This is a genomic window from Variovorax sp. 54 (assembly GCF_002754375.1).
GTDB lineage: Bacteria > Pseudomonadota > Gammaproteobacteria > Burkholderiales > Burkholderiaceae_C > Variovorax.
Genome location: NZ_PEFF01000001.1, coordinates 5,643,313 through 5,655,325, shown reverse-complemented (window position 1 = coordinate 5,655,325; position 12,013 = coordinate 5,643,313). Strand labels below are relative to the sequence as shown.

General features: G+C 67.1%; 13 protein-coding genes. 5 read left to right on the top strand and 8 right to left on the bottom strand.

Annotated elements, in window-relative coordinates:
• The first annotated feature begins 5 nt into the window (after positions 1-5).
• On the top strand, positions 6-998 hold the full coding sequence (locus tag CLU95_RS25895) for a Bug family tripartite tricarboxylate transporter substrate binding protein (protein WP_099797481.1): 993 nt from the start codon (positions 6-8) through the stop codon (positions 996-998).
• A 123-nt stretch (positions 999-1,121) separates the two neighbouring features.
• On the top strand, positions 1,122-1,958 hold the full coding sequence (locus CLU95_RS25890) for an acid phosphatase (protein WP_099796239.1): 837 nt from the start codon (positions 1,122-1,124) through the stop codon (positions 1,956-1,958).
• A 25-nt stretch (positions 1,959-1,983) separates the two neighbouring features.
• Here the strand turns inward: CLU95_RS25890 and CLU95_RS25885 are convergent, their stop codons facing one another.
• A complete protein-coding gene (locus CLU95_RS25885; protein WP_099796238.1) occupies positions 1,984-2,466 on the bottom strand; it encodes a molybdenum cofactor biosynthesis protein MoaE in 483 nt (160 codons plus the stop codon).
• A 252-nt stretch (positions 2,467-2,718) separates the two neighbouring features.
• Here CLU95_RS25885 and dapA point away from each other — a divergent pair, with 252 nt between their 5' ends.
• Positions 2,719-3,618: a 4-hydroxy-tetrahydrodipicolinate synthase gene (dapA, locus tag CLU95_RS25880; RefSeq protein ID WP_099796237.1), complete on the top strand. Its 900-nt coding sequence runs from the start codon at positions 2,719-2,721 to the stop codon at positions 3,616-3,618.
• On the opposite strand, the gene CLU95_RS25875 is transcribed toward dapA, so the two are convergent.
• Genes CLU95_RS25875 through CLU95_RS25845 form a run of 7 tightly spaced genes read right to left on the bottom strand, consistent with a single transcriptional unit; the run spans position 3,605 to position 10,730 of the window.
• Positions 3,605-3,856, bottom strand: coding sequence for a MoaD/ThiS family protein (locus CLU95_RS25875; protein ID WP_099796236.1), 252 nt, complete (start codon positions 3,854-3,856; stop codon positions 3,605-3,607). The genes dapA and CLU95_RS25875 overlap by 14 nt on opposite strands.
• A gap of 8 nt (positions 3,857-3,864) precedes the next feature.
• Entirely contained in the window at positions 3,865-5,154 is a 1,290-nt protein-coding gene (locus CLU95_RS25870) for a molybdopterin molybdotransferase MoeA (protein WP_099796235.1), read from the bottom strand.
• The gene (mobB, locus tag CLU95_RS25865; RefSeq protein WP_099796234.1) at positions 5,147-5,692 is read right to left on the bottom strand and encodes a molybdopterin-guanine dinucleotide biosynthesis protein B; all 546 of its coding nucleotides are present in this window, start codon (positions 5,690-5,692) and stop codon (positions 5,147-5,149) included. The genes CLU95_RS25870 and mobB overlap by 8 nt, the downstream gene beginning before the upstream one ends.
• A gap of 16 nt (positions 5,693-5,708) precedes the next feature.
• On the bottom strand, positions 5,709-7,124 hold the full coding sequence (gene thrC, locus CLU95_RS25860) for a threonine synthase (protein ID WP_099796233.1): 1,416 nt from the start codon (positions 7,122-7,124) through the stop codon (positions 5,709-5,711).
• Complete coding sequence (locus tag CLU95_RS25855; protein ID WP_099796232.1) at positions 7,121-8,443, bottom strand: homoserine dehydrogenase; 1,323 nt, start codon at positions 8,441-8,443, stop codon at positions 7,121-7,123. Before CLU95_RS25855 ends, thrC begins: the two co-directional genes overlap by 4 nt.
• 23 nt (positions 8,444-8,466) lie before the next feature.
• Positions 8,467-9,501 carry a DUF1176 domain-containing protein gene (locus CLU95_RS25850; RefSeq protein WP_099796231.1) on the bottom strand — a complete coding sequence of 345 codons (1,035 nt, stop codon included), beginning with the start codon at positions 9,499-9,501 and terminating at the stop codon, positions 8,467-8,469.
• Positions 9,498-10,730: a pyridoxal phosphate-dependent aminotransferase gene (locus CLU95_RS25845; protein WP_099796230.1), complete on the bottom strand. Its 1,233-nt coding sequence runs from the start codon at positions 10,728-10,730 to the stop codon at positions 9,498-9,500. The genes CLU95_RS25850 and CLU95_RS25845 overlap by 4 nt, the downstream gene beginning before the upstream one ends.
• A gap of 100 nt (positions 10,731-10,830) precedes the next feature.
• Here CLU95_RS25845 and CLU95_RS25840 point away from each other — a divergent pair, with 100 nt between their 5' ends.
• Positions 10,831-11,214: an Mth938-like domain-containing protein gene (locus CLU95_RS25840; RefSeq protein ID WP_099796229.1), complete on the top strand. Its 384-nt coding sequence runs from the start codon at positions 10,831-10,833 to the stop codon at positions 11,212-11,214.
• Positions 11,215-11,357: 143 nt separating this feature from the next.
• Entirely contained in the window at positions 11,358-11,834 is a 477-nt protein-coding gene (locus CLU95_RS25835) for a peroxiredoxin (RefSeq protein ID WP_062472998.1), read from the top strand.
• Positions 11,835-12,013 lie beyond the last annotated feature (179 nt).

The following is a 12,013-nucleotide window of genomic DNA, read 5'->3' as shown; positions in this document are numbered from 1 at the left end:
CGATCATGGTTTTTTCAATGCAGCGCGTCCAACCGATGCGCCGCGCGTTCAGCGTGGGTCTTTTGGCGGCTGCCCTGGGCATGGCCGGGCTGGCACAGGCCCAGAGCGGCACGCCGGTGCGCATCCTTGTGGGCTTTCCCGCCGGCGCGGGCACCGACGCGATTGCGCGCACCCTGGGCGAAAAGCTCAAGGACGTGCTGGGCGTGCCCGTGGTGGTCGAGAACCGCGCGGGTGCGGGCGGCCAGATTGCGGCGCAGGCGCTGAAGGCCGCACCGGCCGACGGCCACACGCTGTTCCTGTCGCATGACCACTCCATTTCGATCCTGCCGCAGGTGGTGAAGAACCCGGGCTTCAACCCGGCCACTGACTTCGTGCCCGTGGCCGGCTTTGCCACCTTTGCCAACGTGCTGGCGGTGTCGGGCGGCACGCCGGCCAAGAGCATCGACGAGTACGTGAAGTGGGTTCGCACGCAAAAGGGCGGTAAGGAAACGATCGGCGTGCCGGCACCGGCGTCGATCCCCGAGTTCCTCGTGAAGATGATCTCGGACAAGTACAAGATCGACGTGCAGCCCGCACCGTATCGCGGCAGCGCGCCCATGACGGCCGACATGCTGGGCAACCAGATCACGGCGGGCATCGCCTCGGTGCCGGACTTCATCGAGAACCACCGCGCGGGCAAGGTGCGCATCGTGGCCTCCATCGGCGCGAAGCGCCAGGCGCTGCTGCCGAACGTGCCGACCTTCACCGAGCTGGGCTTTGCGAACCTGGAAGACCTGCCCTACTACGGCATCTTCGCGCCGGTCGGCACGCCGCAAGCGGTCATCGACAAATACGGCGACGCGCTGCAGAAGGTGCTTGCCATGCCCGACGTGAAGCAGAAGCTCACCACCATGGGCCTGACGGTCGGCTACGAGCCCCAGGGCCAGTTCGCGGGCCGCGTGCGCACTTACACGCAGACCTGGGAAAAGATCATCCAGGCGAGCGGCTTCAAGCCCTGAGCTGTTTCGAAACGACGGGCGGGCTGAGGGGGCCTCCGTCACATGGGTGATATTCCGGCCCGGTGGGGTCCCTCTACGATGGGACCTCACCTTTCAAAAAACAAAGCCGGAGACACATCCCTCATGCAATTCACGACCCTCGCCGCCTCCCTGGCGGCCGCGCTGCTGCTTGGCGCCTGCGGCAGCACCGCCCCCATTTCCCCTGCCGAAGTCGGCGAATTGCGTCCGGGCTCGGGCTACCTCAAGGGCTACCTGCCCATCGCCGAACTGCCCGACAGCCTCGCCCTGCTGCCGGCGCCTCCGGCCGAGGGCTCGGCCGCATTGGCAGCCGATGGCGCCACCTTCCGCGCGCTCACGGCCCTGCAGGGCACGCCGCGCGGCGCACTGGCGGTGCAGGACGCCAACCTCAAGTTTCCGAAGGCCGCCGAGGTGTTCTCGTGCGCGCTGGGCATGCCCATCTCCGAGCAGGCCACGCCGAACCTGAACATGCTGCTGCGTCGCACGCTGGCCGATGCCGGCTCGGCCACCTACAAGGCCAAGAACACCTACAACCGCACGCGCCCCTTCGTCGCCTTCAAGACCGGCAGCTGCACGCCCGCTGAAGAAGCCTCGCTGGCCAAGGACGGCTCCTACCCCTCAGGGCACTCGGCCGTGGGCTGGGCCTGGGCGCTGGTGCTGACGGAACTCGCGCCCGAACGCGGCGATGCGCTGCTGCAGCGCGGCCGGGCCTTCTCACAGAGCCGCGCGATCTGCGGCGTGCACTGGCAAAGCGACATCGAGAACGGACGGCTGGTCGGCGCGGCGACGGTGGCGAAGCTGCACACGAACCCAGTGTTCCAGGCGCAGATGGCGGGCGCCCGGTCGGAGATTGCGAAGGCACGCGCGGCGGGTGCCGTGCCCGCTCAGGATTGCAGTGCGGAAGCGAAGGCACTGGCGACCTCGGCGCTGATCGCGCCGTAAGTCTCGAACGCGCCGAACGCGCCGCTCAGGTGGCGCTGTTCGAGGCCGCGATACCCCAGCGTGCCAGCGCCTCGTCGTCGGTCACGCGGGCATCGACCCAGCGGGCGCCCTCGGGCGTCTGCTCCTTCTTCCAGAACGGCGCCTGGGTCTTCAGGTAGTCCATCAGGAACTCGCAGGCCTGGAAGCTCTGGCCGCGGTGGGCGGACACCACCGCCACCATCATGATCTGGTCGAGCGGCTGCAGCAGCCCCACGCGGTGGATCACGCGCGCGCCGAGGATGTCGAAGCGCTTGTGGGCGGCGTCGATCATGGCCTCGATGGCCTTCTCGGTCATTCCGGGGTAGTGCTCCAGCTCCATCGACGCGATGGTGCTGCCGTCGTTGCGGTCTCTGACCGTGCCTACAAAACTGCAGACGGCACCCACGCGTTTGTCGCCAGCGCGCAACGTGGCGACCTCTTCAGAGAGATCGAAATCGGCCGTCTGGATCGAAACACGCGCAACGCTCATGTCCGAATTGTGGCATCGCGCTAGACTGCTGCAATGCCTTGCCTCGCCGCGTTCTCCCTGCTGCTGTCGCAGCCCGAGAGCCGCTGCGCGCGCCAAGGCTGCAAAGCCAAAAAACCAAAGCTCGTCTGACCGGAGCCGAGGTTCCGTCGTCGGATGAGCGACGGAACCCTGCCAAGGCTTTGGCCCCTCTTGGGTTGCGCGCGCATCGGACGGTGGTTCTTTCCATCGGTCGATTCCTGAAAGGAAGCCTGCGTGCCACATCAACAACCAACCGCCGACACCCCCACCGATTTCTCGGGCCTGTGGGTCGCCCTCGTCACCCCGTTCCGTGATGGCGCGGTCGACCACACCGCCCTGGCGGCGCTCGTCCGGCGGCTTGCCGACGACGGCGTGACCGGCTTCGTGCCCTGCGGCTCGACCGGTGAAGCCGCCGCGCTCGACGAGGCCGAACAGCTGGCCGTGCTCGACACCGTGCTGACCGCCGCGGGCGGCCTGCCGGTCGTCATGGGCGTGTCGGGCTACCACCTGGGCAAGGCCAAGGCGTGGGCGCGCAAGCTCTCGGAACGCCCGCTGGCGGGCCTGCTGGTGTCCGCACCGCACTACATCCGTCCGTCGCAAGCCGGCGTACTCGAGTGGTTCCACGCCATCGCCGATGCCAGCACGGTGCCGGTGCTGGTCTACGACATCCCCTACCGCACCGGCGTGACCATCGCGCGCGAGACGCTGCTGGCGCTGGCCGAGCACCCGCGCATCCGCGGCATCAAGGACTGCGGCGGCGACATGGCCAAGACGCGCGCAGTGATCGCCGATGGCCGGCTGCAGGTGCTCACGGGCGAAGACCACCAGATCTTCGCCACCATGGCCGAAGGCGGCGTGGGCGCCATCGCAGCCAGCGGCCATGTGCAGACGAAGCGCCTCGTGCGGCTGGTGCGCCTGCTGGCCGAGAACCGGCTGGCCGAGGCGCGCGCCGAATGGCAGCCGCTGCAACCGCTGCTGGAGATGCTGTTTGCCGAACCGAACCCGGGCCCGCTGAAGGCGCTGCTGGCGCATGCGGGCGAACTGCGTGACGAGCTGCGCTCGCCGATGACGCGCGCGTCGGACGGCCTGCGCGAGCGCCTCGTGGCGCTGGACGCGCGGCTCAGCCGCCCGTGACGGGCGGGAAGAACGCGACTTCGCAGTCGTCGCTGAGTGCGGCGGCTTCGTCGCTCATGGCCTGGTCGAGCGCCATGCGCACGGCCTTGCCGCGTGCGAGCGCGGCAGCGTAGGCACCGCCACGGGCGATGAGTTCGTCGCGCAGAGCCGCGAGGGTGCCGGCCTGCGTGTCGACGGTTTCGCCGCTGCTGGACAGTGCCTCGCGCACCGAGGCGAAATAACGGATGCGGACCTTCATGGAGAGATTCAGCCGAGCAGCGATGCGAGGGGAATGAAGTTCACGGTGTCGCCGGCCTTGATGGTCCGGCCCGCCGGGTTTTCCACCAGGCCGTCGCCCCAGACCATCGAGGTGAGCACGCCCGAACTCTGGTTGGCGAACAGGTCGAGCCCGCCTGCCGCGTTGCGCCGCACGCGCAGGAACTCGCGGCGCTTGTCGGCACGCAGCCAGTCGAAATCGGCACGCAGCGGCACGGCCTCGGGCGTCACGCGCGTGGCTCCCTGCAGCGTGAGCAAAAAGGGCCGCACCAGCATCAGGAAGGTCAGGAAGCTCGACACCGGGTTGCCGGGCAGCCCCGTGACATGGCACGCGCCCTGCTCGTTGCTGCGCGCGATCGAGCCGTAGGCGAAAGGCTTGCCGGGCTTCATCGACAGCGACCACAGCTGCAGCTCGCCGAGCGACTGCAGTGCGGCGCGGATGTGGTCTTCTTCGCCCACCGAGACGCCGCCGGTCGTGATGATCAGGTCGCTCGTCTCGGCCGCATCGCGCAGCGCGGCGATGGTGGCATCGCGGTTGTCGGGCACGATGCCCAGGTCGTTCACCTCGCAGCCCAGGCGATGCAGCAGCGCGCGCATGAAGAAGCGGTTCGAGTTGTAGATCGCGCCGGGCTTCATCGCGTCGGGTGCGACCTCGCCGGGCATCACCAGTTCGTCTCCGGTGGACAACATGGCCACGCGCGGCTTGCGCGCGACCTGCAGCGTGTCGAAGCCGACGCTGGCGGCCAGGCCGAGCGCGGCGGGCGTGAGGCGTTCACCGCGCTTGAGCACCACGTCGCCCGAGGCCACGTCTTCACCCGCGCGGCGGACCCATTGGCCAGCCACGGGCGCGATGGCGATGCGCACCGAACCCAGGCCACCTTCCTGCGGCGTGGCGGTCGTGTCTTCCTGCATGACGACCGCGTCGGCGCCCTCCGGAATCTGCGCGCCCGTGAAGATGCGCGCCGCCGTGCCGGCCGCGAGCGGCGTGCCAACGGTGCCTGCGGGGATGCGCTGTGCGACCGCCAGCTCGGTACCGGGCGTGGCGCAATCGGCCGCGCGCACGGCATAACCGTCCATCGCGCTGTTGTCGCGCGGCGGCACGGTGAGGCCCGAGACGAGGTCCTGCGCCAGCACGCGCCCGTCGGCGTCGAAGGTGCCGACGCTTTCGGTCGACAGCACCGGCTGCGCCTTCGCGAGCAGCACCGCGATCGCTTCATCGAGCGGCATCAGCGGCGGGCGCAAGGACGAGGCGGCGAAGGGAACGGGGGAAGAGTCAGCCATGGTGTTCGGGGTTGTAGTCGAAGCGCTCGCCGCTGTCGATCAACCACGTCGCAATGGCCTCGGCGTCGTTGAGGTCGAGCACCGGGCGCGCCGTGGGCTCGGGCAGGCCGGCCGGTGCGTCGGTGGCGATGGCCGTGACGAAAGGGTCGTCGATGTACAGCGCAGGGCGCGGCGCCTCGCCGTCGCCGGTCGGGCGCCAGACCTCGATCTTGTGCACGTCGCTGTGCCGGAAGCCCTCGACCAGCACCCAGTCGACCGCCGGGTGCAACTCGGCGATCAGCTGGTGCACCGTGAGGTCCGCCGGCACCTCGAACTCGCGCATGAGTGCGAGGCGCTTGTCGGACGCGACGACCACCTCGAAGGCCCCGGCCTGCCGGTGGCGCCAGGTGTCCTTGCCGGGATGGTCGACGTCGAACTTGTGGTGCGCGTGCTTCACCACCGACACGCGCAGGCCGCGCTGCTTGAGCACGGGGATCAGGCGCTCCACCAGCGTGGTCTTGCCTGCGCCGGAGTAACCGGCGAAGCCGACGACCTTCATGCCGTGGCCGTCCGCGTCAGTCGCAGTGCTCGGCGATGTAGGCCTTGACGGCCTCGGCATCGGCCGGCAGCTGGACCACGCGCTTGGGCAAGGCTTCGATGCCTTCGAACTTCTTCGGGCGCGTGGGCTCTTCGCCCAGCGCCTCGACCACCGTGGATGCGAACTTGATCGGCAGTGCGGTTTCGAGCACCACCATCGGCACGCCGGGCACCAGTTGCTCGCGCGCGGCCTTGAGGCCGTCGGCCGTGTGCGGGTCGATCAGCGTGGCAAAGCGCTTCTCGGTGTCGCGGATCATCGCGAGCCGGTCGGCGTGCGTGCTGCGCCCGCTGCGAAAGCCGAAGCGCTCGGCGGCCTGCTTGAACGCCGGGTCGGCGCTCAGGTCGAAGCTGCCCCGCAGGCCCAGGTCGTCCACGAACAGCTGGCGCAGGCGGGCTGCATCGCGACCGACCAGGTCGAACACGAAGCGCTCGAAGTTGCTGGCCTTGCTGATGTCCATCGACGGGCTCGAGGTTTCGTGCGTATCGACCGCCGCGCGCACGCGGTACACGCCGGTGCGGAAGAACTCGTCGAGCACGTCGTTCTCGTTGGTGGCGACCACCAGCGTCTGGATCGGCAGGCCCATCATGCGTGCCACGTGGCCCGCGCAGACGTTGCCGAAGTTGCCCGAAGGCACGGTGAAGCTCACGGGCTTGTCGTTGCTCGCCGTGGCCTGGAAGTAGCCCGCGAAGTAATAGACGACCTGCGCCAGCAGGCGCGCCCAGTTGATCGAGTTGACCGTGCCGATGCGGTACTTGCGCTTGAAGCCCAGGTCGTTCGAAACCGCCTTGACGATGTCCTGGCAGTCGTCGAACACGCCGGTGATGGCGATGTTGTGGATGTTGGCGTCTTGCAGGCTGAACATCTGCGCCTGCTGGAACGGGCTCATGCGGCCGTCGGGCGAGGTCATGAAGACGCGCACGCCCTTCTTGCCGCGCATGGCGTACTCGGCCGCGCTGCCGGTGTCGCCGCTGGTCGCGCCCAGGATGTTGAGCTCGGCGCCGCGGCGGGCCAGTTCGTACTCGAACAGGTTGCCCAGCAGCTGCATCGCCATGTCCTTGAAGGCCAGCGTGGGGCCGTTGGACAGGGCTTCCAGGTACACGCCGTCTTCGAGCTCGCGCAGCGGCACGATCTCGTCGGAGCCGAACACTTCGGCCGTGTAGGTCTTCGCGCAGATCGCCTTCAGGTCGGCCGCAGGAATGTCGTCGATGTACAGCGAGAGGATCTCGAAGGCCAGCTCGTTGTACGGCAGCGCGCGCCATTTGGCGAGCGTGGCGGCGTCGACCTCCGGGTACGTCTCGGGCAGGTACAGGCCGCCATCAGGCGCGAGGCCTTCGAGGAGGATGTCGCAGAAGCGCTTGCGGTCGGGGTGGCCGCGGGTGCTCAGGTAGTTCACTTCAACTCTTCCTTGCGGATGCGCACGATGGGTTCGAGCACGGTCGGCAGCGCCTGCAGTTCGGCCATGACGTCGTCGACGGTGCCCTCGCGCGCGTCGTGCGTGAGGATGATGAGGTCGGTCTGCGTGGAGCCTTCGCCACCCACTTCGTCGGCCTCGCGCTGGAGCACGGCGTCGATGCTGATGCCGGCGGTGGCCAGCAGGCCCGTCACCTTGGCGAGCACGCCGGCCTGGTCGGCCACGCGCAGGCGCAGGTAGTAGCTGGTGACGACTTCCGACATCGGCAGCACCTTCAGGTCGCTCATGGCGTCGGGGTGGAAGGCCAGGTGCGGCACGCGGTGCGCGGCGTCGGCGGTGTGCAGGCGGGTGATGTCGACCAGGTCGGCGATCACGGCGCTGGCGGTGGGCTCGCTGCCCGCGCCCTTGCCGTAGTACAGCGTGGTGCCGACGGCGTCGCCGTGCACCACCACGGCGTTCATGGCGCCTTCGACATTGGCCAGCAGGCGCTTGGACGGCACCAGCGACGGGTGCACGCGCAGCTCGATGCCCTTGGCCGTGCGCTTGGTGATGCCCAGCAGCTTGATGCGGTAGCCGAGCTGCTCGGCGTACTTGATGTCTTGCGCGGCGAGCTTGGTGATGCCTTCGATGTGCGCCTTGTCGAACTGCACGGGGATGCCGAACGCGATGGCGCTCATCAGCGTGACCTTGTGCGCGGCGTCGACACCTTCGATGTCGAAGGTGGGGTCGGCTTCGGCATAGCCCAGGCGCTGGGCTTCCTTCAGCACGGTGGCGAAGTCCAGTCCCTTGTCGCGCATCTCGGACAGGATGAAGTTGGTCGTGCCGTTGATGATGCCGGCCAGCCACTGGATGCTGTTGGCCGTGAGGCCTTCGCGCAGCGCCTTGATGATCGGAATGCCGCCGGCCACCGCGGCCTCGAAGGCCACCATCACGCCCTTGGCGTGGGCGGCGGCGAAGATCTCGGTGCCGTGCACGGCGAGCAGTGCCTTGTTGGCGGTGACCACGTGCTTGCCGGCCGCGATGGCCTCGAGCACGAGCTGCTTGGCGATGCCGTAGCCGCCGATGAGTTCGATGACGATGTCGATGTCGGGGTTGGCGATGACTTCGCGCGCATCGGCGACCACCGTCACGCCTTCACCGGCCACTTCGCGGGCACGGGCGGTGTCGAGGTCGGCCACCATGGTGATCTCGATGCCGCGGCCGGCGCGGCGCTTGATTTCTTCCTGGTTGCGCTGGAGCACCTTGAAGGTGCCGCTGCCGACCGTGCCTGCGCCGAGCAGGCCTACTTGGATGGGTTTCATTGGGAGAGTCGCGCTCATGGCGTTCATGGTTTGGATGGGGTGGCGGACGGTGCAGCGTCCACGATGCGGCTGACATAGCGCGGCAGGCTCCAGGCGCCGCCTGCAAAGCCGCGGCACATGCCGTCGCCGGACGCGCCGGTGCGCACGAAGGTCGTGCCGTTGAAGTGCCAGGTTTCGCTGGACCAGCAGTCGCCGACGCCGCGGCCCTTCATGGCCGAGGTGACGCTGGCGTCGCTGTCGTCGAAGTCGCCGTTCGCCTCGAGGGACACCGGCGCATAGGGCGGCTTGTCGTTGGCGATCCAGAGCAGGCTCGAATAGTTGTACGCGCCCATGCCGCAGCCCATGGACAGCAGCACCTTGCTGCCGCTCAGGCGGACAACCTCCAGCGACTTGGCGCTGAAGTCGGTGCTGTTGTTGCACTGTTCCTTCACTGCGGCAACGTCGAGCGACGGAAAGATGCGCGCGGGCAGCCCGGCGTCGCCGGGCTTCGCCTTGGGCGGCTTGACCACGTTGACGGCGGGGGCCGGCACGGGAGGCAGCACGGAAGCTTCAGGCTTGGTGCCACGGCGCACCAGCGCGCCCGGCGTGCCGATGCGGCCTTGCGTGTCATCCATCTTCAGCAGCACGGCATTGAGGCCGGCGAGCGACAGCGTCCACTTCTTGCCGCCGTTGGCGGTGACGGTCGCCTCGCTGCTTTTCAGCAGCTCGGGAAGGACGGTGCGGGCCTGCCCGGCATCGAGGGTCGCGGTGTCGGCCTTGAGACCCGAAACAGTAGCGCTGCCGACCTTGAGCCGCAGCGGGCCTTTCGCCTCGCCTTCGCCGCCGACCTGCAACTGGACTTCGATGGCCTGGTCAGGCCCCGCGGCGCGCGTGAGGAGCATCGACACCGGCTCCGATTGCCCGCTCTCCGACTGGTAGCCGGCGGCGCGGCAGGTGCGCGTGTTGTCGCAGACCAGTTCCCAGTCGTTGTGCGAGAACGAGACCAGCTCTTTCTTCTCGGCCGCGCCGACAGACAGTGCGCCCAGCAACAGCGCGGCAGCGACGCAGGCGGATTTCATGGTCCCGTCTTGCGACGCAACCGGTACTGCTCCAGGAACTTGGCGATGCGGTTGATGGCCTCGCGCAAGTCGTCTTCATGGGGCAGGAACACGATGCGGAAGTGGTCCGGCGTGGCCCAGTTGAAGCCGGTGCCCTGCACCAGCATCACGCGGGTTTCTTTCAGCAGCTCGAGGAAGAACTGGCGGTCGTCCGCAATCGGATAGACCGCAGGATCGAGCTTGGGGAACATGTAGAGCGCGGCGCTGGGCTTGACGCAGCTCACGCCCGGAATGGCGGTGATCAGTTCGTAGGCCAGGTCGCGCTGGCGACGCAGGCGGCCGCCCTCGCCCACGAGGTCGTTGATGCTCTGGTAGCCGCCGAGCGCCGTCTGGATCGCCCACTGGCCCGGCACGTTGGCGCACAGGCGCATGTTCGAGAGCATGTTCAGGCCCTCGATGTAGTCGCGTGCGCTGCGCTTGTCGCCCGACACCACGAGCCAGCCGGCGCGATAGCCGCACGAGCGGTAGCTCTTGGACAGCGAATTGAAAGTCAGCGTGAGCACATCGGTCGACAGGCTGGCAATCGCCGTGTGCTTGACGCCGTCGTACAGCACCTTGTCGTAGACCTCGTCGGCAAAGATCACGAGGCCGTGCTCGCGTGCGATCTCGACGAGGCTCTTGAGCAGGTCGTCGGAATAGAGCGCGCCGGTCGGATTGTTCGGGTTGATGACCACGATGCCCTTGGTGCGCGGCGTGATCTTGGCGCGGATGTCGGCCAGGTTCGGCATCCAGCCGTTGTCCTCGTCGCACAGATAGTGCACCGGCGTTCCGCCCGACAGGCTCGTGGAGGCGGTCCACAGCGGGTAGTCGGGGGCCGGCAGCAGCAGCTCGTCGCCGTCGTTGAGCAGCGCGTTGGTCGACATGGCGATCAGCTCGCTGGCGCCGTTGCCCAGGTAGATGTCGTCGAGCGTGACGCCCGCGATGCCCTGCTTCTGGGTCTCGTGCATCACGGCCTTGCGCGCCGCGAAAACACCCTTGCTGTCCGAATACCCCGCCGAGGTCGGCAGGTTGCGGATCATGTCCTGCTGGATTTCCTCAGGCGCATCGAACCCGAACACGGCCAGATTGCCGATGTTGAGCTTGATGATCTTCTGGCCTTCTTCCTCCATCTGCTTGGCGGCGTCCATGATGGGACCGCGGATGTCATAGAGGACGTTGGCCAGCTTGGCCGATTTCTTGAGCTGCTTCAAAGGGGCCCTCCCGGGCGGGTTTACTCGAAGGTCAAAGGCCCCTGCGGGCCTCGTGTCACTAGGGAAAACCTATAATTTGACCACAGTTCCCAGTGCCCCGATGAAGCTCCAGCCTGACAAATCCGACGCCCAGACCCTCACCGCACACGGCCCCGGCTGGGTCGCGATCAACAACGAAAAGATCGAGGGCAGCGTGGTCGTCGGTTCGCGCGGCGAACGCTTTGCCTGGGATTGCACGCGTTTCGACCAGCTAGGGCCCGAACATTTCGCGCAATTGGCCTCTTTGGGCGCCGAATTGGTCATCTTCGGCAGCGGAACCCGCATCCGTTTCCCCCAGCCCGCATGGCTGCAGCCCCTGATGGCGCAGCGCACCGGCGTGGAGACCATGGACACCCCGGCGGCCTGCCGAACCTACAACATCCTGGCCGGCGAAGGACGGCACGTGATCGCCGCCTTGCTGGTCGAGAGCCCGGCGGCTGACTGAGAGGGGGTTTTCGAGGTAAAATAGCGGGTTGCGAACCGGCCAGCTACCCAAAGTTAGCAACGACCAATCCTCCGTTCATCGAGCAAGCCCGAAAAAGGCTGAGAGGGCTCGGAGAACGGAATCTAACGGAGAAAACAAGTTTCATGGCGATCGTTGTCAACAAACCCATTCCTGAATTCGACGCCAACGCCACGGGCGGCATCAAGGTTTCGAACACCTCGCACCTCGGCCACGTCATGGTCATGTATTTTTACCCGAAAGATAACACTCCGGGTTGCACGACCGAAGCGATGCAGTTCCGCGACCATTACAAAGACTTCGAAAAAGCCGGTGCCACCGTCTTCGGCGTGTCGCGCGACAACATGAAGTCGCACGACGAATTCAAGGCCAAGCTCGAACTCCCGTTCGAACTGATTGCCGACACCGAAGAAAAAATGTGCCACATGTTCGGCGTGGTCAAGAACAAGATCATGTACGGCAAGAAGGTCAAGGGCATCGAGCGCAGCACCTTCCTGATCGGCGCCGACGGCATCCTGAAGGCCGAATGGCGCGGGCTCAAGGTTCCGGGCCATGTCGAAGACGTCCTCAAGGCCGTCAAGGCACTCAAGAAGGCTGCCTGACCGCGCCGCAAGGCACCGGGCGTGCGCTTTTGCATCAAGTCGTGGGAATTGCCCCACGCGGCGTGCAAAGAGCCCCTGGTGCGTCTTTTGCGGTGTGCATAATGGCTTCATGCCGTTGAGCTCCACGACCGCATCCTCCGAACGAAGCCGCCTGGGTCTACAGGCGGCTTTTTCGTTTT

Excerpts from the sequence above, each read along its gene's own strand:
- CLU95_RS25890 (WP_099796239.1), top strand. The coding sequence starts at position 1,122 with ATGCAATTCACGACCCTCGCCGCCTCCCTGGCGGCCGCGCTGCTGCTT.
- CLU95_RS25835 (WP_062472998.1), top strand. The coding sequence starts at position 11,358 with ATGGCGATCGTTGTCAACAAACCCATTCCTGAATTCGACGCCAACGCC.
- CLU95_RS25895 (WP_099797481.1), top strand. The coding sequence starts at position 6 with ATGGTTTTTTCAATGCAGCGCGTCCAACCGATGCGCCGCGCGTTCAGC.
- CLU95_RS25850 (WP_099796231.1), bottom strand. The coding sequence starts at position 9,501 with ATGAAATCCGCCTGCGTCGCTGCCGCGCTGTTGCTGGGCGCACTGTCT.
- CLU95_RS25870 (WP_099796235.1), bottom strand. The coding sequence starts at position 5,154 with ATGGCTGACTCTTCCCCCGTTCCCTTCGCCGCCTCGTCCTTGCGCCCG.
- mobB (WP_099796234.1), bottom strand. The coding sequence starts at position 5,692 with ATGAAGGTCGTCGGCTTCGCCGGTTACTCCGGCGCAGGCAAGACCACG.
- CLU95_RS25855 (WP_099796232.1), bottom strand. The coding sequence starts at position 8,443 with ATGAAACCCATCCAAGTAGGCCTGCTCGGCGCAGGCACGGTCGGCAGC.
- CLU95_RS25840 (WP_099796229.1), top strand. The coding sequence starts at position 10,831 with ATGAAGCTCCAGCCTGACAAATCCGACGCCCAGACCCTCACCGCACAC.
- CLU95_RS25885 (WP_099796238.1), bottom strand. The coding sequence starts at position 2,466 with ATGAGCGTTGCGCGTGTTTCGATCCAGACGGCCGATTTCGATCTCTCT.
- CLU95_RS25875 (WP_099796236.1), bottom strand. The coding sequence starts at position 3,856 with ATGAAGGTCCGCATCCGTTATTTCGCCTCGGTGCGCGAGGCACTGTCC.